The sequence below is a fragment of the Kitasatospora sp. NPDC056273 genome (assembly GCF_042268845.1).
Taxonomy (GTDB): Bacteria; Actinomycetota; Actinomycetes; order Streptomycetales; family Streptomycetaceae; genus Kitasatospora.
The window spans coordinates 1-18,889 of record NZ_JBHJSJ010000069.1 but is presented as its reverse complement, the minus strand read 5'-3'; the positions used below and the strand labels follow the sequence as shown (position 1 = coordinate 18,889).

Genomic DNA, 18,889 nt, shown 5'->3' with positions numbered 1-18,889 from the left:
TGGCATTTGCCATATGCATAGGCGCGGCCGCTGGCACCATGCTCGGCATGTCCCTGCTCCTGTTCGACCTCGACAACACCCTGCTGCCCCGGGACGCCGCCTACCGGGCCTGGGCGCAGGACTTCCTGTCCGAGCACGACCTCCCGCCGGTCGACCTCGACTGGTTCGTCACCCTCGACGGCGGCGGCTACGTACCGCGCAGCACCGTACTGTCGGCGGTCCGGCGGCGCTACGGGCTGGACGTCTCCGCCGACTTCCTGACCGCCCACTACCGACGCGGCATCAACTCCCACATCCACTGCCCGCCCCGGCACATCGAGGCGCTCCGGGTCGCCCGGGCCGCCGGGTGGACGCTGGGGATCGTCAGCAACGGCGGCACCCGGCCGCAGTTGGAGAAGATCCGGCGGACCGGGCTCGGCCCCCTGGTCGACGGCTGGGTCATCTCCGAGGAGGCCGACTGCGTCAAACCGGACCCGCTGATCTTCGAGATGGCGGCCCAGCGGTGCGGCATCGCCCCCACCGGGGACTGGGCCGAGCACACCTGGATGATCGGGGACCACGCGCCCGCCGACATCGCCGGTGCCGAACTCACCGGACTGCGCAGCGTCTGGCTGCACCACGGCCGACCGTGGGCGGAGAGCGGCTACCGGCCGACGCTGAAGGCGGCCGGTCTACCGGAGGCCGTCGGCCAGGTCCTCGCCGCGCGGAACGCGCCCTCGCCGCGGCCGGACGTCCGCTCCGGCGGGCCGCTCCGGAAGGCCGCGGCGGGAGCACCGGTTCACGCGACGGCGCTGGTCGGCGCACGGTCCGGCGCACGTCCCGCGGTGGCCGCCGTGGACGGCCCGAGTGCATCCGTTCCCGCGGCCGCAGGGACCGCCGGCCAGGCCACCGCCGCAGGTGGGCCGGGTGTCCGAAACCGATCCGGCGGGTTTGCCCTGATCGCCGAGGCTCGTCCGGAGACCGGCCCGGGCTCCGGGACCAGGGCGGGGAGCAGACCGGGTCCGGCCGCAGACGGCCTCCGCCCCGCACCGACCGCGGCCGGCGCCGCGGCCACCGTCACGGCCGGAGCCGTCCGTCCGAAGCCCCTCGGCAGCGGGCCCGACGGCGCCGTCCCCGCCCGGACCGCCTTCGCCGCCGTGCCCCCTGCGGCCTCGTCCGCGGCGTCGTCCGCGACCGCCGTGGCGGCCGCCCGGTAACGCCTCGGCCACACCCCGCCCGAGCCCCCTCCGCTTCCCCGCCCCCTCCGCTTCCCTGCCCCGCTCCTACCCCGCTCCCCCTGCCGCCCCCCTGCCCGCCCCCGCGCCGCCGTCAGCCGTTCGTCCGCCCCACCGACTCCACCCGCTCCACCGACTCCACCCGCCGCCCCGGCTACGCCGTCGCCGCCACCGCCGTACGGGTCCACCAGCAGGTGCGGGCCTGCTCGACGAACCCGAGCTTGCGGTAGAGCGGTTCGCCGAGCGCGGTGGCGACCAGGGTGGCCGGGCGGTCCGGGTGCGCGTGGGCCAGGGCGGTCCGGAGGACGGCGCGGGCCGCGCCCCGGCCGCGCTGCTCGGGCAGGGTGGCGACCCAGTACACGCCGGTTGCCTGGCCGTCGTCATAGGTGAGGCAGGTGCCCGCCACCGCGCCGTCGACGCGGCCGAGCCAGCCCCGCCAGCCGGGTACGTCCAGCAGTCGCTCCGGGAGGGCCTCGCCCCGGACGCAGGGCTGTCGGGCGGGCAGCGGGAAGCCCTCCACGATCGTCCGCTCGACCAGGGCGAAGCTGTCGCCGTCCCGCGCCTCATCGACCGTCAGGACGCCGCCCCCGTGCGCCTCCGAGACCACGGGCAGGTCGGTGGTCGCGCCCTCGACCGGTCCCGGGTCCCGGACCATCACCGGCATGAGCGGCATCCGGGTGGCGCCGAGGCCGGTGAGGTCGAGCCCGTCGTACGGGTCCTCCACGGTGCAGCGTATGGTCGACCAATCGGCCATCAGCTCCGCCAACTCCTGCTCCACGGCGGCCGGTTCGTCGTAGGGGCGGGTCACCACGATGCGGTGCGCGTCGTCCGGGGTCCGGGCGCACCGGACCGCGGTCAGCCCCGGGCGGGTGCGGGACTGCCAGCCGTGGACGCGGGCTTGGGCGAGCCAGAAGGCGGCGGCGTTGTCGTTGGCCCGTTCGAGCCGGCTGTTGGTGTTCACGGCAGGACCGTAACCCGGTGCTCCGGTTCCCGGTTCCGCCGTCCCAGGCTTGGCCGGATGAAGCCTGGGAGGCGCACGACTTCTCCCCGTGCGCCCCCTCGTGCACCGCCGATTTTCGGTCAATTTCGCGCCGATCCCTCCCGCTTGGGCAAATCCGCAGCCCAGACCAGCCGGCCGGGCGCACCGGAGCCGGACGCCCCAGGAACCGTCCCGCGACAACCAGCCACCGTTGCCCCGGCCCTCTTCCCAGAAAGGTCGACGGGTGCCACGCTTCGTGATCGAATGCATCACGCCAAATTGCCATGTCGACATAGCGTCGGATGGTGAACTTGTCACAACGGCAATGGTCCACCCGATAGATTTCGATCTTGGCCAGCAGTGCCGCACCACCCACACCACACCACCGAGGGGGCTTGAGCGCCTTGAGCAGGGTGAGCAGGAGCGACGCGGGTCCTGACAGCGGCCAGGCGGCGGCCGGCAGCTCGGGTCGGTCCGCGAGAAGCACTGGCACCGCCGCGATCGCCACCACCCGCACCTCCGGCACCCCGGGCGCCGCCTCGCACTCCTCGTACTCCGCGGTGCCCTCCCCCGGGGCGGGCACCGGCATCGGCCCCGGCGCGGCGCCGGCCACGGCGGACCACGGCGCGGCGGCACCCTACGGAGGACAGCCCGCCTACGGGGGCCAGCCGGCCTTCGGCGGACAGTCCTTCGGCGGACAACCCGTCAGCCGAGGACCCGTCAGTCCCGGCCAGACCTACGGCGGCGAGCACCCGGGCCATTCCAGCCACCCGGGACATCCCGCCCACCCCGGCCATTCCGGCCACCCGGGCTACGGCGGCCAGCTCGGTCACCCCGGTCATTCCGGCCACCCCGGCTACGGCGGCGGCACCCCGGGCCCGAACGGCGGCGGCACCGTCGCCGCCGGGCCGGGCGGCGGTCCGCTCGGCGGCCTCGCGCTCGGCTCCGGCCACGGCCCGCTGGGCCACGGCGGGCCCGGAGCGAACGGCTCCCCGACCCCGGTGACGGCCTCCGCCCCGCGCAAGCTGTCCGGCCGGCGCCGCCGGGAGACCGTCGCGGTGCTGATCTTCGGCGGCGCCCCGATCTTCGAGAGCTCCATCCCGCTCTCCGTCTTCGGCGTGGACCGCCAGGACGCCGGGGTGCCCCGCTACCGCCTGCTGGTCTGCGCCGGTGAGGAGGGCCCGCTGGCCACCACCGGCGGACTGACCCTCTCCGCGCCGTACGGCCTGGAGGCGCTCGCCCGGGCCGGCACGATCGTCGTACCGGCCTGGCGCTCGATCTCCCAGCCCCCGCCGGTCGAGGCGATCACCGCCCTGCGCAAGGCCCACCACGAGGGCGCCCGGATCATCGGGCTCTGCACCGGCGCCTTCGTACTGGCCGCCGCCGGCCTGCTCGACGGCCGCCCGGCGACCACCCACTGGATGTACGCGCCGACGCTGGCCAAGCGCTACCCGCGGGTCCACGTCGACCCGCGCGAGCTGTTCGTCGACGACGGCGACGTGCTCACCTCGGCCGGCACCGCCGCCGGCATCGACCTGTGCCTGCACGTGGTGCGCAGCGACCACGGCGCCGAGGCGGCCAACGCGCTGGCCCGGCGCCTGGTGGTGCCGAGCCGCCGCGGCGGCGGAGGACAGGCCCAGTACATCGATCAGTCTTTACCTGAAGAGATCGGCAACGACCCGCTGGCCGAGGTGGTCACCTGGGCGCTGGAGAACCTCAACCAGCAGTTCGACGTCGAGGTGCTGGCGGCTCGCGCGTACATGAGCCGGCGCACCTTCGACCGGCGGTTCCGCACGCTCACCGGCAGCGCGCCGTTGCAATGGCTGATCACCCAGCGGGTGCTCCAGGCGCAGCGGCTGCTGGAGACCTCGGAACTGTCGGTGGACGACGTCGCGCGCCGGTGCGGGTTCCGTTCGCCGGTGGCGCTGCGCGGGCACTTCCGCCGCCAGCTCGGGGTCTCCCCGGCCGCGTACCGGACCAGCTACCGGGCCCGCCGTCCCGGTCAGCAGCCGACCGCGCCGGCCGGTGCGCTCGGCGACCTGCGGCTGTCCGGAGCGATCCCGCACCCGGCGGGCGCGGTCGTCCCTGCGGGCGGTCCGCTGTTCGGCGGGGCCCACGGCATGCCGTCGGGGCAGCCGTTCCCGGCCGGTCCGGGCGCGCCGCTCCCGGTCGGTTCGCACGGGCAGCCGGTGCCGCACGGCCAGCACGGGCAGCCGGGCGGCCACGGCCAGCCCGGCGGGTTCGGTCCGGGCCAGGTCGGGACGCCGACCGGCCAGGCCTTCCACGCCCGCGGCGGTCAGCCGTACCCGCACCAGCAGGCCTCGCAGCAGTCGCACCCCGGGCAGCAGGGTGGGGCTGGGCGCGGTCCGCTGCGGCCGCCGGTGGTTCCGCCGCAGGCCGGGTCGGGGACCGGTCGTCCGCCGCGCACCGCCGAGCACGCGGCGGCGGAGGACGGCCTCCCCCAGCCGGGGGTGCGCGGTCAGGGCCAGGGGCACCGGAGCGCGGCCGAGCGGCCCGCGGACGACCCCGGTTCGGCCGGGCGCGGCCACGGCGCGGCCACCGGACGGATGCCGGCCCCGGCCGGGCAGCCGGGCTCCGGCCCGGGCGAGCTCCGCGGCCGCCAGGCCCGGGCTCCGCAGGTCCGCGGCCAGGCCGGCCGGCCCGCGCCCGAGGGCGCCCGGGCGGCGCGCGAGGTCCGGACCGGACGGGACGGCCACACGGTCCTGACCGGCCGGGAGGGCGAGCACCCGGACGGCCACGGCACGCACGACGGACCGGAGGAGCACCAGGCCGAGGCACCCCGCTCGGCTCCACCGGTCCCCGCGGCGCGTGATCGCGCCGTAGGGTGAGTTGTGTGAATGACCGTTTGGTATGGATCGACTGTGAGATGACCGGCCTCGACCTCGACCAGGACGCCCTGGTCGAGGTCGCGGTGCTGGTGACGGACTCCGAGCTGAACATCCTCGGCGAGGGCGTGGACGTCATCATCCGGCCGCCGGCCGAGGCGCTGGCGAACATGCCCGAGGTGGTGCGCGAGATGCACACCGCCTCCGGGCTGCTGGAGGAGCTGGAGCAGGGCGTGACCCTGGCCGAGGCCGAGGAGCGGGTGCTCGCCTACGTGCGCGAGCACGTGCCGGAGGCCGGGAAGACCCCGCTGTGCGGCAACTCGGTGGCCACCGACCGCGGCTTCCTGGCCCGGGACATGCCGGCCCTGGAGAAGCACCTGCACTACCGGATCGTGGACGTCTCCTCGATCAAGGAGCTGGCCCGCCGCTGGTACCCGAAGGCGTACTACAACAGCCCGCAGAAGGGCGGCAACCACCGGGCGCTCGCCGACATCCGGGAGAGCATCGACGAACTGCGGTACTACCGCGAGGCGGTGTTCGTCCCGCAGCCCGGCCCGGACGCCGACACCGCGCGGGCGATCGCCGGGAAGTACCAGGCCCCGGGGAGCTGAGCCCGGGCCCGCCCCGGGCGGCCCACCCCGGAACCGCCTGGAACCGCCCGGCGGACCCCTGTCGGAGGGACCGGGAGGGTGCCCGCGTTCGCCGGAGCGAAACCCTGGCGCGAGCACCCTCTCGGATCCTGTAGAGTTCTTCCTGTCGGAACGGGAACGCGAGAGCGGGAACGGGCCGGACAGATGGTGGGTGTAGCTCAGTTGGTAGAGCACCTGGTTGTGGTCCAGGTGGCCGCGGGTTCGAGTCCCGTCACTCACCCCAGAGCCTGAGGGGCCGATCTCTTCAAGAGATCGGCCCCTCAGGCGTTTTCGCCTCCCTCGGCAAACACGGCCTCGGTCGAACACCGCCTCAGCCGGACACGGCCTCAGCTGCGCACGCGCCCCCTCGTCCGCGTGTGCGCTCCCTCACACGCGCCCGCCGGATCGGCTTTGCGGCGACCCCTGCCCTCAGAAGCTACCGACTAGTAACATCGTCGCCATGACCACTCCCACGATCGGCCAGATGCTCGACTCCACCGTGCCGATGGCGCACACCCTCAAGCTGGAGTACCTGGAGACCACCCCGGAGCGCGCCGTGCTCCGCCTCCCGGACCAGCCCGCGTACCACAACCACGTCGGCGGCCCGCACGCCGGCGCGATGTTCACGCTGGCCGAGTCCGCCAGCGGCTGCATCGTGCTCGCCGCCTTCGGCGACCAGCTGTCCCGGGCCGTGCCGCTCGCCGTGAACGCCGAGATCGCGTACAAGAAGCTGGCCATGGGCGAGGTCACCGCCACCGCGCTGCTCGGCCGCCCGGCCGCCGAGGTCGTCGCCGAGCTGGACGCCGGCGGCCGCCCCGAGTTCCCGGTCACCGTCGAGATCACCCGCGCCGACGGAGCCGTCACCGGCGTGATGACGGTCACCTGGACCCTGCGCCCCAACTCCTGACCGCCACCCGGTCGGTGGCCCCGGGAGAACAGGCCCGGGGCCACCCGTACGATGACTGTCCGTGACGGCGGGCGTGACCTCACCGCCCGGCCGCTCGTTCTCGATTCACGTGCGAGCCAATCACGCGACCAAGCCCCAGGAACCCGTCCCCCGCGGCGCCCCGCGCGGCGTCGCCGGCGCCCGCCGCGGGATCGCCCGGCGGCTGCCCCGCCCCCGGGTCCTCGCGGCCGCCGGGGCCCTGCTCGCACAGCTCTGGGGATTCGGCGCCCCCGGGGCGTACGCGGCCACCGCCGACCCGGTACCGGACCCGGCCCGGCCCACCGTCCGCCGCGCGCTGCAGGCCGCACCGGCACTCGACCGGCCGGTGCTCGACAGGCCGGTGCTCGACGGACCCGCCCTCGACGGGCAGTCAGCCGAACGTCCCGTCGGGTCCGGACCGCCGGGCCGCTCCCCCGGGCCCGCCGGGGAGCCGACCGGCAACGGCCCCGCCGACGGGATCACCGGCGTCGCCGGGGCCGTCGGCGGCACCCTCCAGGAACGCATCCGGGCCGGCGGCCTGCCCCTGCCCGGCCAGCGGGCGGCCGTCCCCGACGCCTTCGCGCTCGCCTCCGGCCTGCTCGGCACCGTCCCCGCCCAGGCCCGGCCCGACGGCCCCCGCGCCTCCCGCGAGGGCGAACCCGCCGACCCGCCCTCCGCCACCCGGCACCGCGGCGCCACCCTCTCCGCCGTCCCCCGGCAGCGCGAGGCCGCGACGGAACCCCTGCTCCAGGAGGCGGCCACCGCCGTCGACGAGCGCGGACCCATCGCCGAAGCCGGCAGCACGGCGGACTCCACCGCCACCCCCGCGCCGGACCATGGCAGCACGCCCGAGACGACGGCCATCGCCGACACCGCCACGGCGGCCGGCTCCGGAGACGGCTCCGCCACCGCGACCGCCGTCCTCGTCCCCATCGCCGCCGGACTCCTGCTCACCGGAGCGGCCATGTGCAAGCACCGCGGACTGCCACGCGGCCACTGAGCGGCCCCGGCCGCGGCGGACCGCCCCGTAGGCATGGGGACGCTGCGCAGCCGCGAGAAGGCGGCGGGACGCCTCCGGTCACCGGGCCCAGGGCCGGGCGGCAGCGCTCCACCCCCACCTAAGGCGTGGCCAGGTCCACGGCCAGCAGCGGGAGTTCGCGTCCCGGGATCGAACCGGACGGGACGGCGCCGATCCGGATGGCGCCCATCGCGAGGTAAAACGGCTCGGCGTTCGGGTCGGATTCGATGACGAGCCGAGACAGGCCGAGTGCCACGGCCAGGCCCCTCGCCCGCTCGAACAGCGCGCGGCCGACGCCACGGCCGATCGACTCGGGCTCGATGAAGAGCAGGTCCAGCGACCCGGTCGGCGGCGCCCCGGAGAGCGAGACGAAGCCCAGGACCCGCCCGTCGTCCTCGGCCACCGCCGTGGCCGACCGCTCGATCACACCGGCGTCCACGGTCAGCTCCGCCCGGCAGTCGGCCATGAACGCCTCGTCGTAGCCCCAGTACGCCTTGGACCGCAGCGCGATGCCGGTGAGCAGCGCGGCCTCCTCCGGCCGGGCCGGTCTGATCTCCATGACGCCCCCTCGGGTCGCTGGCCGGACGGCAGCGCCATTGTCGGCCGCGACTCGGTCGCCTGCAAACGGTTTTACGGCCGGCGGAGCGGGCGCGGAGAAGCGGTGCGGAGAAGCACCCGCAGGACCGCCGAACCCCCTACCGCGACGAGCGGCCCGTCAGCGGAACACCCCCGGCGGCGGTTCCGGGGACGGGGCCGCCGTGGCGTCCGTCGCCGGGACGGCGCCGGCCGCGAAGTCGGTGAGGGCGCGGCCGTGTTCGACCCGGGCGTGGGCGGAGTCGGAGGCGGCGCGGCGGGTGAGTTCGGCGATCGGCAGCGGGGTGTGGGCTGCGGCCAGGACGAGGTTGCCGAAGCGCTTGCCGCGCAGCACGGCGGGGTCGGCGATCAGGCAGAGCTCGGGGAAGACCGCGGCGAGGGTGGCGACCTGGGAGCGGGCGAAGGGCAGGGCGCCGCCGTCGGCGATGTTGGCGGCGTACCAGCCGCCGGGGGCGAGGGCGCGGGCGGCGAGGGTGGTGAACTCGACGGTGGTGCAGTGGGCCGGGGTGCGGGCCCCGGAGAAGACGTCGGTGATCACCAGGTCGACGCTGTCCTCGGGGGTGCGTTCCAGCACGCCGCGGGCGTCCGCGCCGCGCACCTTGATCTGCCAGCCGCGTTCCAGGGGGAGTTCGGCGCGGACGAGTTCGGTGAGCGCGGTGTCGATCTCGGCGACCTGCTGGCGGGAGCGCGGCCGGGTCGCGGCGGTGTAGCGGGCGAGGGTGAGGGCGCCGCCGCCGAGGTGCAGGACGGTGAGCGGGCGGCCGGGCGGGGCGACCAGGTCGATCAGGTGGCCGAGCCGGCGCTGGTACTCGAAGCCGAGGCGGGTGGGGTCGGCGAGGTCGACGAGGGACTGCGGGGCGCCGTCGATCAGCAGCGACCAGGCGGCGGGGCGGTCGCGGTCGGGGCGCAGCTCGGCGAGGCCGGAGCCGACGGGGCGGCTGAGCGGGCCCTGGGCGTGGGTGCGTCCGCCCGGTCCGGTGGTGGCCTCGGGTTCCGGTCCGCGTGCGGCTCTGCTGCTTCGTCCCATGGCGGCCATTATCGCCGCCGCCGGGGGACGTCCGCTGGTCAGGGGCGTGCCACGGGGGCCCGGCCGGAGGTCGACTGGCCCGGCGGGGTCCGCGCGGCACGCCCGCTAGAACGGGCCGAGGCCGCCCGCGGTGAGTGTGCAGGCGGCCTCGCAGAGGGCGGATCGGAGGACCCAGGCGTCGGTGGGGCGGGCGGTGCGGCCGGTGCCGGAGGGCGGGATCACCCAGCGCGGGTCGGTGGCGGCGGGCAGCAGGGCGCCCGCGGTACAGGAGCTGCCGGGCAGGTGCCAGGTCTCCCAGGTGCCGGCTGGGACGAGGAAGGAGACGGTGCTGCCGTTGCGGCTCTGCAGGACGACTCCGCAGGCGCGGCGCAGTCTCAGGATGTCGACGGCCTCCAGGCCGTGCCGCAGGGCGACGGTCACGGTGTCGCAGGCGCTGACGACGGCGCCCTCCTCGGGGACGGTGCGCTCGCGCCGGTGGCCGCCGCGGGGGAGGCGGCCGCCTTCGACCGGTCCCCGGCCGGAGAGCCGGTCGTCGGCGGGTTCGGGGAGCAGGGCGGGGGCCGCGCCGGCGAGCACTCCCCCGGGGACGGGTCGGTACTGCGGCAGTCCGGTGGCCATCATGGGCTCTCCTGTACCTCGTCGGGTCCGGAAGCACAGCCGTTGGGAGGGGCCACCCGGCTGGGACGGGCCGGGCGACGGCGTGGGCTTCTTCCTCGTACCAGGACAACGCGGGGGTCGTGGCGCAGGCCACGGGGCGCATTACAGCAAGGCATGGCATTTCATGGCGGATACCCCGCAACATCGCCCTTTTTACCCGGGGTTGACACGATATGTCCCACCAACCGAATGTGTCCGCTCGGTGACTCCGAGTACTCTCGGCGCCATGGCAGCCACCCCACCGGCCGAGCCGAACCGTCCGTCCCCCAACGCCGTGATGCGCGCACTGCGCGGCGACCGCTCTCCCGGCGAGTTCGCCACGGCCGTCCGCAGGGCCGCCCGCGAGATCGGCGAGCACGTGTCCTGCGACGCCCGGTACGTCGGGCGGGTCGAGTCCGGTGAGATCCGCTGCCCCAACTACGCCTACGAGCGGGTGTTCCGGCACATGTGGCCGGACCGCGCGCTCACCGACCTCGGCTTCGCCCCCCGGACCTCCGTCCGCCGCCGCCCGGCGGACCGGTCCGTCGGGTGGAACGAACCCCCTCCGCTCCACCCGACGTTCCCGCCCCCGCCCGCCCCGCGCTCACCTCTCTCCACTCAACTCCCGTACGCTGCCTCGCCGTACACGGATCCAGCCGCACCGGACGGGCCCCCGTGGCCGAGCCGCGGGACGGTGCCCAGGGGGCCCGATGGATCGCCCAATCTCGACGAGGAGAACGACGACGTGCGTCGCCGTACGTTCCTGGCCGGCGGCACCACCGCGCTGGCCTCCGTGATCGGCATCGACCGACCGGCCTCGGCGGCCGGCCGGCAGGCCGGCGCCGACGGCGCCCCCGGTGCGCTCGCCGGCCAAGGCGCCTTCCCCGGTGCGGAGTTCACCGCGCCGTCGCTGCTCGGCGGCGAACCGCTGGTGCCCGGCCGGCCCGGGCCGGTGGGGCCGCTGCGCCGGGTCGGCGCCGCCGAGGTGCTCGGCGTGGAACAGGCCGTCCGGGAGATCCGGCTGGCCGACGACGCGCACGGCGCCGACGCCCTGTACGAGCTCGCCGGGCGGTCGCTGCGCAACGCGTACGTGCTGCTCAACGAGTGCGAGTACAGCCCGGAGACGGAACGCCGGCTGCAGACCGGGGCGGGCGAACTCGCCATCTCCGTCGGCTGGTTGGCCCACGACTCGAACCGGCTCGCGGACGCCCGCTCGTTCTACTCCGAGGCGCTCGCCACCGCCCGGATGGCCGGGGACTCCGCTCTGGAGGCGCACGTCTTCTGCAACAGCGCCTTCCTGGCCAGGGACGCCGGCCGCCCGCGCGAGGCGCTGCGCGCCGCCCAGGCCGGGCAGGTCGCCGCCCGGGGCCTGGGCTCCGAGCGGCTGCTCGCCCTGCTGGCCATGCGCGAGGCCGGCGCCTGGGCGCTGCTCCAGGACCGCGTCTCCTGCGAGCGCGCGCTCGGCCGGGCGTACGCCCTCTTCGACCGGGGCCCCGGCGGGCGGGACCCGGAGTGGATGTCCTTCTTCGGCGAGGCCGAGATCGCCGGCCTCCAGTCGCAGTGCTGGTCGGCGCTCGGCGACTGGGACCGCGCGAGCGAGCAGGCCGGGCTGGCGATAGCGCTCCAGAAGCCGCACTTCGTCCGCAACCGGGTGCTGTACACCGCCGAGCTGGCCCACGACCGGCTCGGCCGCGGGGACCTGGCGGGGGCGGCGCACCACGGCTCGGCCGCCGTCGCGCTGTTCGGCGCCGTCCGCTCGGCCCGGATCCGGAGCATGCTCGCGGACACCGCCGGACGGCTGCGCCCGCACGTCGCGGTGCCCGAGGTGCGCCGGTTCCTGACCGACTACGACCGGGCGGCGGCCGCCTGAGCCCCGCCGCCCGGCTTGGCCTCGACGGGCCCCGGAGCCGCCCGGCACAGCCGGCTCAGTGCCCGGCGGCCAGGCCCTCCAGGTGGGACAGGTCGTTCCAGACCTCCACCGCCGGGGCGCCGTACTCCCAGGACAGCACGCACAGCGCGGCCGTACCGAGCTTGAACCGCTGGGCGTACTCGGGCGGCAGGCCCAGCCAGCGGGCGGTGAGGATGCGCAGCAGGTGGCCGTGGGCGAACAGGATCACGTCCCGGTCGGCGCAGTGCATCACGGTGGTGTCCGGGGCGGGGACGCCGTGCTCCTCGTTGAGGCCGGCCAGGAAGGCGTCCACCCGGGCGGCCACCTCGGAGAGCTTCTCGCCGCCGGGCACCCCGTCGCGCCAGATCAGCCAGCCGGGCTGGTCGCTGGAGCGGATGTCCGCGCCGGTGCGGCCCTCGTACCGGCCGTAGTCCCACTCCATCAGCTCCGGACGCTCCACCGCGCGGTCGCCGAAGCCGGCCAGCTCGCAGGTCTCCTTGGCCCGGCCGAGCGGGCTGGTGTAGACGAGCGCGTCCGGCAGCCCGTTCCAGGGGGCCTTGGCGAGGCGGGCGCCGAGGGCCCGGGCCATCGCCCGGCCCTCCTCGGTCAGCGGGATGTCGGTGCGGCCGGTGTGGCGGCCGGTGGCGGACCACTCGGTCTCGCCGTGGCGGACCAGCACGATGCGGGCGGGCATGGGGACTCCTAGCGACGGGGCGGTGGCAACGGTCGGTCGGTCTCACCATTGAGCACCGGGCTCCATGATCCCCCACCCGGGCGGCGACCACGATCGAGGGGCCCGTCCCGGCGGCCGCGGGACCGGGGGCGGCAGGTGTCCGGTTCCGGCCGCGGACCGGCGGGGGCGGACGTCCGGTTCCGGCCGCGGCCCGGAAGCGGCGGACGTCCGGTTCCGGCCGCGGACCGCCTCTCCAACGGCCGGTCCGCACCGCGTTGTCGGACCCGGATGCGACACTGGGCCGCACCATGAACGTCTCGACGAACGTCCCGCCGCGCGGGCCCGCTGAGCCGCTCGCCCAGCGGCTCGCGGAGCTGCGCGGACCGGCCCCGCAGCGCAGTCTGAACGCCCGCTCCCTCGCCGCGCTGGCCGCCAACCCGGGCTGCCACCGCCGCGCCGTGCTCGACGCGGCCGGGGTGGACAAGTCGGTGCTGGCGGCCCGGCTCGGCCGCCCGGCCCCCTTCGGCCAGTCCCCCTTCGCCATCGCCCGCGGCGTGATCTTCGAGTCCCGGCTGAAGGCCGACGGCTACGCCCCGCTGCTGGAGCCGCTCCGCCACCACCTGGGCCTCCCGGCGGACGGGCACGCCCCGCTCCTGGTGCCGGACCTGCTGCACCGCTCGGGCCCGGCCGTGCGCGCCGACCGGACGGCCGAGGCGCTGGCCCTGGCCGCCGCCGACCCGGAGGCCTGGACGCTGCTGGACCACCCGATGCTGCGCCTGGGGGTGGCCGGCAGCACCGCCTACCTGGAGCCGGACGCGCTGGTGGTGCACGGCGGGCGGTGCACCGTGGTCGAGATCAAGTCCTTCCCGGTGCTGGACGGCGGCGCCGACCCGGCCAAGGTCGGCGCCGCCGCCCGGCAGGCCGCCGTGTACGTGCTGGCGCTCCAGCGGCTCGCCGCCGCGGCGGCCGGGCAGCCGCTCGCCGAGGACCCGTACACCGAGCAGCGGCTGCCGGGCAGCCCGCGCACCAGCGTGCTGCTGGTCTGCCCGAAGGACTTCGGCAACCGGCCGACCGCGGTCGCCGTGGACGTCCGCCGCGAACTGGCCACCACCCGCCGCCAGCTGGGCCGGATGACCGGCATCGGCCGGCTGCTGGCGGCGCTGCCGCCGGACGCCGACTTCGACCTGGCCGCCGACGAGGACGGCGCGCCGGCCCGGACCACCGAACAGCTGGCCGCCTCGGTCGAGGCGGTGCCCGCCGCCTACAGCCCGGACTGCCTCTCCACCTGCGAACTCGGCTTCCACTGCCGCGCCCGGGCCCGCTGCGACGACCGGGTCGAGCAGCTCGGCCGGGGCGTGCGCGGCGAGCTGGGCAGCATCCGTACGGTCGCCGAGGCGCTGGCCGCCGCCGGCACCAAGAGCGAGGACCTGGACGGCGCGGACGACGCCGCCGAGCGCCTGGCCTACGCGGCCGCCCTGCGCGCCGAAGCCCTGGGCGCCGGCGCCGTGGAGGCGGAAACCCAAGGGGCACGCGCATGAGTCTGCTCACCACCCTCGCCCGGCTGGAGGCCGTCCGCAGCGGCCGGGCCGAGCCGCTGGCCACCGTCCGGCACCGGCACCTGTCCGACCGCCCGATGGTGCTGGTCCCGCTGACGGCCGCCGGCGAGTCCGGCGCGCCGCTCGCGGTGATGCTCGGCACCGACCGGGACGCGCCCCGGTTGCACCTGGTGCCGCAGCCGCTCAACCGCACCCTGCGGTTCGACTTCCTGGCCGAGCTCGCCGCCGACCTGCTGCCCTACCTGGAGTCCTTCGCCGAGGACGTCGAGCAGATCGAGGGCTCCGAGAAGGACCCGGAGACCGGCGAGAAGACCCAGGTGTTCCGCGAGCTGTGCGCGGACGCCCCGCAGCTGGTGGTGCCGAACGGCGCGGGCGTGCACCACCTCGCCCTGATCGGCCGCTCGACCCGCTTCCGCCGCACCGCCGAGGACGAGGAGCCGGGCCCGTACCCGGCGCCGGTCCGGGTGCCGCTGCTCGGCCGCTGGCTGACCCACCTCACCGACCGCGCCCAGGTGCCCGGCTCCTCGCTGCTGCTGCCGATGACCGGCCTGCTGGCCCGGCACTGGGCGACCGGCCAGAGCCACCTGGAGGACCAGCACCTGGCGGCCCGGCTCGCCTGGCACCGCCCGCCGGACGGCCTGACCGGCGCGCAGGCGGCCGAGCTGGCCGAGTCCGCCCGGGACGACCGGGGTCAGCTGCTGCACCCGCCGGCCGGCCCGGCCACCGACCCGCGCTTCGACGAGTTCGTGCTGGCCCCGGCGATCGCCCGCTACGACTCCGCCGTGGGTGCCCTGCAGCACAGCGCCGAGCAGCGCGACGAGGCCGCCGCCGCGCGCGCCCGGACGGCCGTGCGGGCGGCGGTGACGGCGCTGGAGGAGGCGCTGGCGTCGGTCCTGCTGCCCACCTGGCGGGACGTCTGGCAGGGCCTGGACCTGCTGCGCGCCCTGCCGCCGGCCGGTCACCTGGCGGAGCGCTGGACGGGCGACCGCTGGTCCTACACCGGCCACCGGGACCGGCTGGCGGCCGGCGAGCCGCCGCAGCCCCGGCAGGACGACGCCGTCACCGCCGCCCGCAAGCTCGCCCAGCGCGAGCGCGAGCAGGCCCGCCTGGACGTCCAGGAGGCGCTGGACGACCCGCTGGCGATGGCCGAGCACCGGCTGTCCGGCGAGGCGTTCAGCGGCGTGGTGACGGAGGTGGTGCCGGACTGGGACACCACCGGCCGCTCCCCCAAGCCGCGCCCGCTGGTCACCCTGCGCACCGCCGACCGCCCGCACGCGGACCTCGGCCGGGAGGTGCACCGGGTGCACGGCCCGAGCCCGCAGAAGGCCGAGATCGTCGCGGTGGACACCGCCGGGGGCACCCTCACCCTGCGGGTGCTCTCCGGCATGGGCCGCAGGAAGGAGCCGGAGCCGGGCAGCCTGCCCGAGCCCGGCGAGCCGGTCACCTTCACCCTGTTCGAGCTGACGGTGCGCCAGTCCGCGCCGCTGCCCGAGCCGGACGACACCCCCTGGACCCACGGCGGCCCGCCCGGCGCCACGCCCGTACCCGCCCCGTCCGTCTCCGAGGAGTGGGAGTAATGACCGCCTCGATCCCCGAGCAGGCCCCGGGCGCGGCCGCCGACGCCGCGGTGGCCCGGATCCTGGCGGCCACCGTCCGTCCGCCGGCCGGCGCCCCGCGCGGCGTGGTGGTGGACTCCCCGCCCGGCGCCGGGAAGTCGACGCTCGTGGTGCGGGCCGCCCGCGAGCTGGTCGGCGCCGGCGAGCGGCTGATGATCGTCGCCCAGACCAACGGCCAGGTGGACGACCTGGTGGGCCGACTGGCCGAGAAGGCGCCGGAGTTGACGATCGGCCGGCTGCACGCCGCGGACTCCCGGCCCGGCCCGGAGGTGCTGAAGCACGCCAACGTCACGCCCTCCGACAAGGTCGCCGACCTGGTCGAGCACGACGTGGTGATCTCCACCTCGGCCAAGTGGCAGTGGGTGCGGACGGAGGCGCCCTGGCGGCACGCGATCGTCGACGAGGCGTACCAGATGCGCTCGGACGCCCTGCTCGCGGTGGCCCGGCTGTTCGAGCGGGCGCTGTTCGTCGGCGACCCGGGCCAGCTGGACCCGTTCACCGTGGTCGGCACCGAGCAGTGGGCCGGGCTGTCGTACGACCCGTCCGGCAGCGCGGTGGTCACCATGCTGGCGCACAACCCGGAGATCGAGCCGCACCGGCTGCCGGTCTCCTGGCGGCTGCCCGCCAGCGCCGCGCCGCTGATCTCGCGGGCCTTCTACCCGTACACGCCGTTCCGCTCCGGCACCGGCCCGGACGACCGCCGGCTGACGGCCGCCGTCCGCCCGGACGGCTCGGCGCTGGACGCGGTGATCGACCGGGCCGCCGAGCACGGCTGGGCCCTGCTGGAACTGCCCGCCCGGCACACCGTACGGACCGACCCGCAGGCGGTGGCGGCCGTCGCGGCCACCGTCCGCCGGCTGCTGGAGCGGGGGCTGACCGCCCACTCCGAGCAGGGCGAGGCCCCGCTCACCGCGGACCGGGTCGCCGTCGGCACCGCCCACCGGGACCAGGCGGCGGCCGTGCGCGCGGCCCTGCTCAAGGCGGGCGTGCCGGTGGACGGCGCGGCCGGTCCGGCCGTCACCGTGGACACCGCCAACCGCCTGCAGGGCCGCGAGTACGACGTCACCGTGGTGCTGCACCCGCTCTCCGGGCGCCCCGACGCGACCGCCTTCCACCTGGAGACCGGCCGGCTCTGCGTGCTCGCCTCCCGGCACCGGCACGCCTGCATCGTGGTGGCCCGGGCCGGGATCGCCGAGCTGCTGGACGAGCACCCCGCGACCGAGCCGGTGCAGCTGGGCGTCCCGGTGGCCTTTCCGGACGGCTGGGAGGCCAACCACCAGGTGCTGGAGCACCTGAGCCGCCACCGGGTCCACCTGCGCTGAGGCCCGTCCGGCCGGCCGCCGGGGTCAGTCCTCGGTCTCGCAGACGGCGTAGGCCACCACCGACCCCCGCTCCGCCTGCGCGCTCCAGCCGCGCGCGTCGGCGGTGGGGCCGTCGGCGCGCACCGGACCGTCCGCGTCGGGCTGGAGCCGGTAGCCGCCGCCGGTCAGGTGGGTGCCGGCCGGGCAGGTCGCCGTCGAGGCGCCGCCGGGGGCGCTCGGCTCCCCGGTGACCACCAGCGCCGTCTCGGCGGCCGCGGCGGGCGGGGCGACGGAGGCGGCGACCGCGAGCAGGGCGCCCAGCAGGGACAGGACGGACAGGGCGAGGGCCGTCAGGCCTCTTCTCACACGCATGGGGGTTCTCTCCGGTTCGTCGGCTTCATCGGCTTCGTCGGTTGCCTCGGCTTCGTCGGGCAGCCCGGGCGCACCGGGTGCACCGGGTGCACCGGGCGCACCCGGACAACCGGTTCGCATGCGATCCGGAAGCGCGGCGCACGAGTCGCGCGCCCGGCGTGCGCCGGGGAATAGCGCTCGCGTGCGCACCGTTCCGCTACGGGCCCCCGCCGCGAGACAATGGACGGCGGCCACGACCGGGCGGCGCAGCCCGGAGCAGATTTCCCCCACCCCCACCCGAAACCCGGAGGTGTCCGTCCATGCCCGACTCCCCAGAGTCGTCCGAGCCCACCAGGCGCCTGCGTCCGGTGCAGCTGCTGTTCGAGCCGCAGTCCGCCGAACCCGAGCCGGAACGATTCTTCGACCTGGAGTCGATCGAGGACCCGGCGGAGCTGCTGCGCCGCTCCACGGAGCTGGCCCTGGCCTTCCGGGCCGCCGCCGAGCGGGCCACGGACTTCCAGGCGGTCGCCGCCGCGCAGCTCGCCGACCCGCGCCGGTTCGACGCGCTGTCCGACGCCGAGGTCGCCCGGCGGGCGGACTGGACCCCGGACTACGCCGCGAAGATGATCGAGTACGGCCGCACCCTGCTCCAGCCGCGCCGGCACGAGGACTGAGCGCCCGCGGCCGACACGGGCCCCTGGCATATGCGCGGCGGGGAAGGGTACGCCGTCCCCCGCCGCGCTGTCCGGCGAACCGCGCTTTCCGTCGCACCGGGGGCGTGCGCCGCACAGGCTGCTCTCCGTGGAGATCTGGACGCAGCAATCGGTGACGCAGCAGTCGGTGTCGTACCCGTCGGTGATGCACCCGTCGGTGGAGTGCGTCGGCGCGGCCGGGGAGGCCTGGCTCGCCTCCGCCAGCGAGTACCCGCGGAGCATGCGCGCCCTGTGGGAGAGCCGCCCCTGGGCGCCCTCGGTACTGCCCTGCGGGCGCGCCTTCGACGTGATCAGCATGCCGGCGCTGTTCGGCCGCCGGGTGCTGGACGAGCTGTGGGCGTCCGGGCCGGGCTGCGGGCCGGTGGCCGTCCACCGGGGGCGGCTGCTGCTGTTCGTCCAGCCGGGCGCGGCGCCCCGGCTGCGCCGGCTGCTGGCCTGGGAGGAGTGGGCCCGGGACGTGCCGCCGCTGCTGTGCCACGGCAAGGGCGACGCGGTGACCGTGCCGCCCCTGCAGCGAATGGTGAACAGCCCGGACTCCCCCGGGCAGGGCGCCGGCCGGTGGATCGTCGCGCCGGAGCGGCGCGACCCCCGGCTGCCCGGCGCCGCGGTGGTGCTGTGGGCCTGCGTCCGGGCGGCGCGCGAGCCGGGTGCGCCGGTTCCCGCCGGGGCGGCCGTCGTGACCGGGGGGTGAACGCGGGGCGGCCGTTATTCGATTTTGGCTCGGCCGCACGGCGCTGCTAGAGTCTTCTCTGTCAGCAGGCGCCGCTAGCTCAGTTGGTTAGAGCAGCTGACTCTTAATCAGCGGGTCCGGGGTTCGAGTCCCTGGCGGCGCACAGACAGTCGGAAGGCCCTTCGCGAGAGCGAAGGGCCTTCCGGCGTTTCGGCGTCTCAACGCTCCGGCGTTCCGGGTTTCCGGGTTTCCG

General features: G+C 76.3%; 16 protein-coding genes, 2 tRNA genes and 1 pseudogene. 13 read left to right on the top strand and 6 right to left on the bottom strand.

Features of this window, described 5'->3' with window-relative positions; genetic code table 11:
• The first annotated feature begins 47 nt into the window (after positions 1 to 47).
• On the top strand, positions 48 to 1,196 hold the full coding sequence (locus tag ACFCY1_RS36680) for an HAD family hydrolase (RefSeq protein WP_375877334.1): 1,149 nt from the start codon (positions 48 to 50) through the stop codon (positions 1,194 to 1,196).
• A 172-nt stretch (positions 1,197 to 1,368) separates the two neighbouring features.
• Here the strand turns inward: ACFCY1_RS36680 and ACFCY1_RS36675 are convergent, their stop codons facing one another.
• Complete coding sequence (locus tag ACFCY1_RS36675; protein WP_375877333.1) at positions 1,369 to 2,175, bottom strand: GNAT family N-acetyltransferase; 807 nt, start codon at positions 2,173 to 2,175, stop codon at positions 1,369 to 1,371.
• A 1,019-nt stretch (positions 2,176 to 3,194) separates the two neighbouring features.
• Here ACFCY1_RS36675 and ACFCY1_RS36670 point away from each other — a divergent pair.
• From ACFCY1_RS36670 to ACFCY1_RS36650, 5 genes and pseudogenes are all read left to right on the top strand, one after another.
• Positions 3,195 to 4,221: pseudogene (locus tag ACFCY1_RS36670) on the top strand (helix-turn-helix domain-containing protein); the annotation flags it as partial.
• Between the two features lie 826 nt (positions 4,222 to 5,047).
• Positions 5,048 to 5,650, top strand: a complete 603-nt coding sequence (orn, locus tag ACFCY1_RS36665) for an oligoribonuclease (protein ID WP_117487861.1) — start codon at positions 5,048 to 5,050, stop codon at positions 5,648 to 5,650.
• Between the two features lie 186 nt (positions 5,651 to 5,836).
• Positions 5,837 to 5,912: transfer RNA gene (locus ACFCY1_RS36660), tRNA-His, on the top strand.
• A gap of 216 nt (positions 5,913 to 6,128) precedes the next feature.
• Complete coding sequence (locus ACFCY1_RS36655; protein ID WP_049660764.1) at positions 6,129 to 6,575, top strand: DUF4442 domain-containing protein; 447 nt, start codon at positions 6,129 to 6,131, stop codon at positions 6,573 to 6,575.
• Positions 6,576 to 6,684: 109 nt separating this feature from the next.
• Positions 6,685 to 7,593 carry a hypothetical protein gene (locus ACFCY1_RS36650; RefSeq protein WP_375877332.1) on the top strand — a complete coding sequence of 303 codons (909 nt, stop codon included), beginning with the start codon at positions 6,685 to 6,687 and terminating at the stop codon, positions 7,591 to 7,593.
• A gap of 118 nt (positions 7,594 to 7,711) precedes the next feature.
• Here the strand turns inward: ACFCY1_RS36650 and ACFCY1_RS36645 are convergent, their stop codons facing one another.
• The 3 genes from ACFCY1_RS36645 to ACFCY1_RS36635 form a co-directional block, all read right to left on the bottom strand.
• On the bottom strand, positions 7,712 to 8,170 hold the full coding sequence (locus tag ACFCY1_RS36645) for a GNAT family N-acetyltransferase (protein WP_117487866.1): 459 nt from the start codon (positions 8,168 to 8,170) through the stop codon (positions 7,712 to 7,714).
• A 156-nt stretch (positions 8,171 to 8,326) separates the two neighbouring features.
• Positions 8,327 to 9,232 carry a spermidine synthase gene (locus ACFCY1_RS36640; RefSeq protein WP_074005154.1) on the bottom strand — a complete coding sequence of 302 codons (906 nt, stop codon included), beginning with the start codon at positions 9,230 to 9,232 and terminating at the stop codon, positions 8,327 to 8,329.
• Between the two features lie 105 nt (positions 9,233 to 9,337).
• Positions 9,338 to 9,853 (bottom strand): hypothetical protein, encoded by a 516-nt coding sequence (locus ACFCY1_RS36635; RefSeq protein ID WP_310593138.1) that lies wholly within the window; start codon positions 9,851 to 9,853, stop codon positions 9,338 to 9,340.
• Positions 9,854 to 10,115: 262 nt separating this feature from the next.
• Here ACFCY1_RS36635 and ACFCY1_RS36630 point away from each other — a divergent pair, with 262 nt between their 5' ends.
• Entirely contained in the window at positions 10,116 to 11,738 is a 1,623-nt protein-coding gene (locus ACFCY1_RS36630) for a tetratricopeptide repeat protein (RefSeq protein ID WP_375877331.1), read from the top strand.
• Between the two features lie 55 nt (positions 11,739 to 11,793).
• Here the strand turns inward: ACFCY1_RS36630 and ACFCY1_RS36625 are convergent, their stop codons facing one another.
• On the bottom strand, positions 11,794 to 12,450 hold the full coding sequence (locus ACFCY1_RS36625; protein ID WP_074005115.1) for a histidine phosphatase family protein: 657 nt from the start codon (positions 12,448 to 12,450) through the stop codon (positions 11,794 to 11,796).
• A gap of 287 nt (positions 12,451 to 12,737) precedes the next feature.
• Here ACFCY1_RS36625 and ACFCY1_RS36620 point away from each other — a divergent pair, with 287 nt between their 5' ends.
• From ACFCY1_RS36620 to ACFCY1_RS36610, 3 genes are read left to right on the top strand one after another with little or no spacing between them, the layout of a single operon-like run.
• Positions 12,738 to 13,967, top strand: a complete 1,230-nt coding sequence (locus ACFCY1_RS36620; RefSeq protein ID WP_375877330.1) for a hypothetical protein — start codon at positions 12,738 to 12,740, stop codon at positions 13,965 to 13,967.
• The gene (locus ACFCY1_RS36615; protein WP_375877329.1) at positions 13,964 to 15,562 is read left to right on the top strand and encodes a hypothetical protein; all 1,599 of its coding nucleotides are present in this window, start codon (positions 13,964 to 13,966) and stop codon (positions 15,560 to 15,562) included. Before ACFCY1_RS36620 ends, ACFCY1_RS36615 begins: the two co-directional genes overlap by 4 nt.
• Positions 15,562 to 16,923 carry an AAA family ATPase gene (locus ACFCY1_RS36610; protein WP_375877328.1) on the top strand — a complete coding sequence of 454 codons (1,362 nt, stop codon included), beginning with the start codon at positions 15,562 to 15,564 and terminating at the stop codon, positions 16,921 to 16,923. The genes ACFCY1_RS36615 and ACFCY1_RS36610 overlap by 1 nt, the downstream gene beginning before the upstream one ends.
• 24 nt (positions 16,924 to 16,947) lie before the next feature.
• Here the strand turns inward: ACFCY1_RS36610 and ACFCY1_RS36605 are convergent, their stop codons facing one another.
• Complete coding sequence (locus ACFCY1_RS36605; RefSeq protein ID WP_049651948.1) at positions 16,948 to 17,274, bottom strand: hypothetical protein; 327 nt, start codon at positions 17,272 to 17,274, stop codon at positions 16,948 to 16,950.
• A gap of 299 nt (positions 17,275 to 17,573) precedes the next feature.
• On the opposite strand from ACFCY1_RS36605, the gene ACFCY1_RS36600 reads away from it, so the two are divergent.
• From ACFCY1_RS36600 to ACFCY1_RS36590, 3 genes are all read left to right on the top strand, one after another.
• Positions 17,574 to 17,927: a hypothetical protein gene (locus ACFCY1_RS36600; protein WP_074005111.1), complete on the top strand. Its 354-nt coding sequence runs from the start codon at positions 17,574 to 17,576 to the stop codon at positions 17,925 to 17,927.
• A gap of 184 nt (positions 17,928 to 18,111) precedes the next feature.
• Positions 18,112 to 18,657: a bifunctional DNA primase/polymerase gene (locus ACFCY1_RS36595; protein ID WP_049651953.1), complete on the top strand. Its 546-nt coding sequence runs from the start codon at positions 18,112 to 18,114 to the stop codon at positions 18,655 to 18,657.
• 68 nt (positions 18,658 to 18,725) lie between these two features.
• A tRNA-Lys gene (locus tag ACFCY1_RS36590) sits at positions 18,726 to 18,799 on the top strand.
• Positions 18,800 to 18,889: the final 90 nt, after the last annotated feature.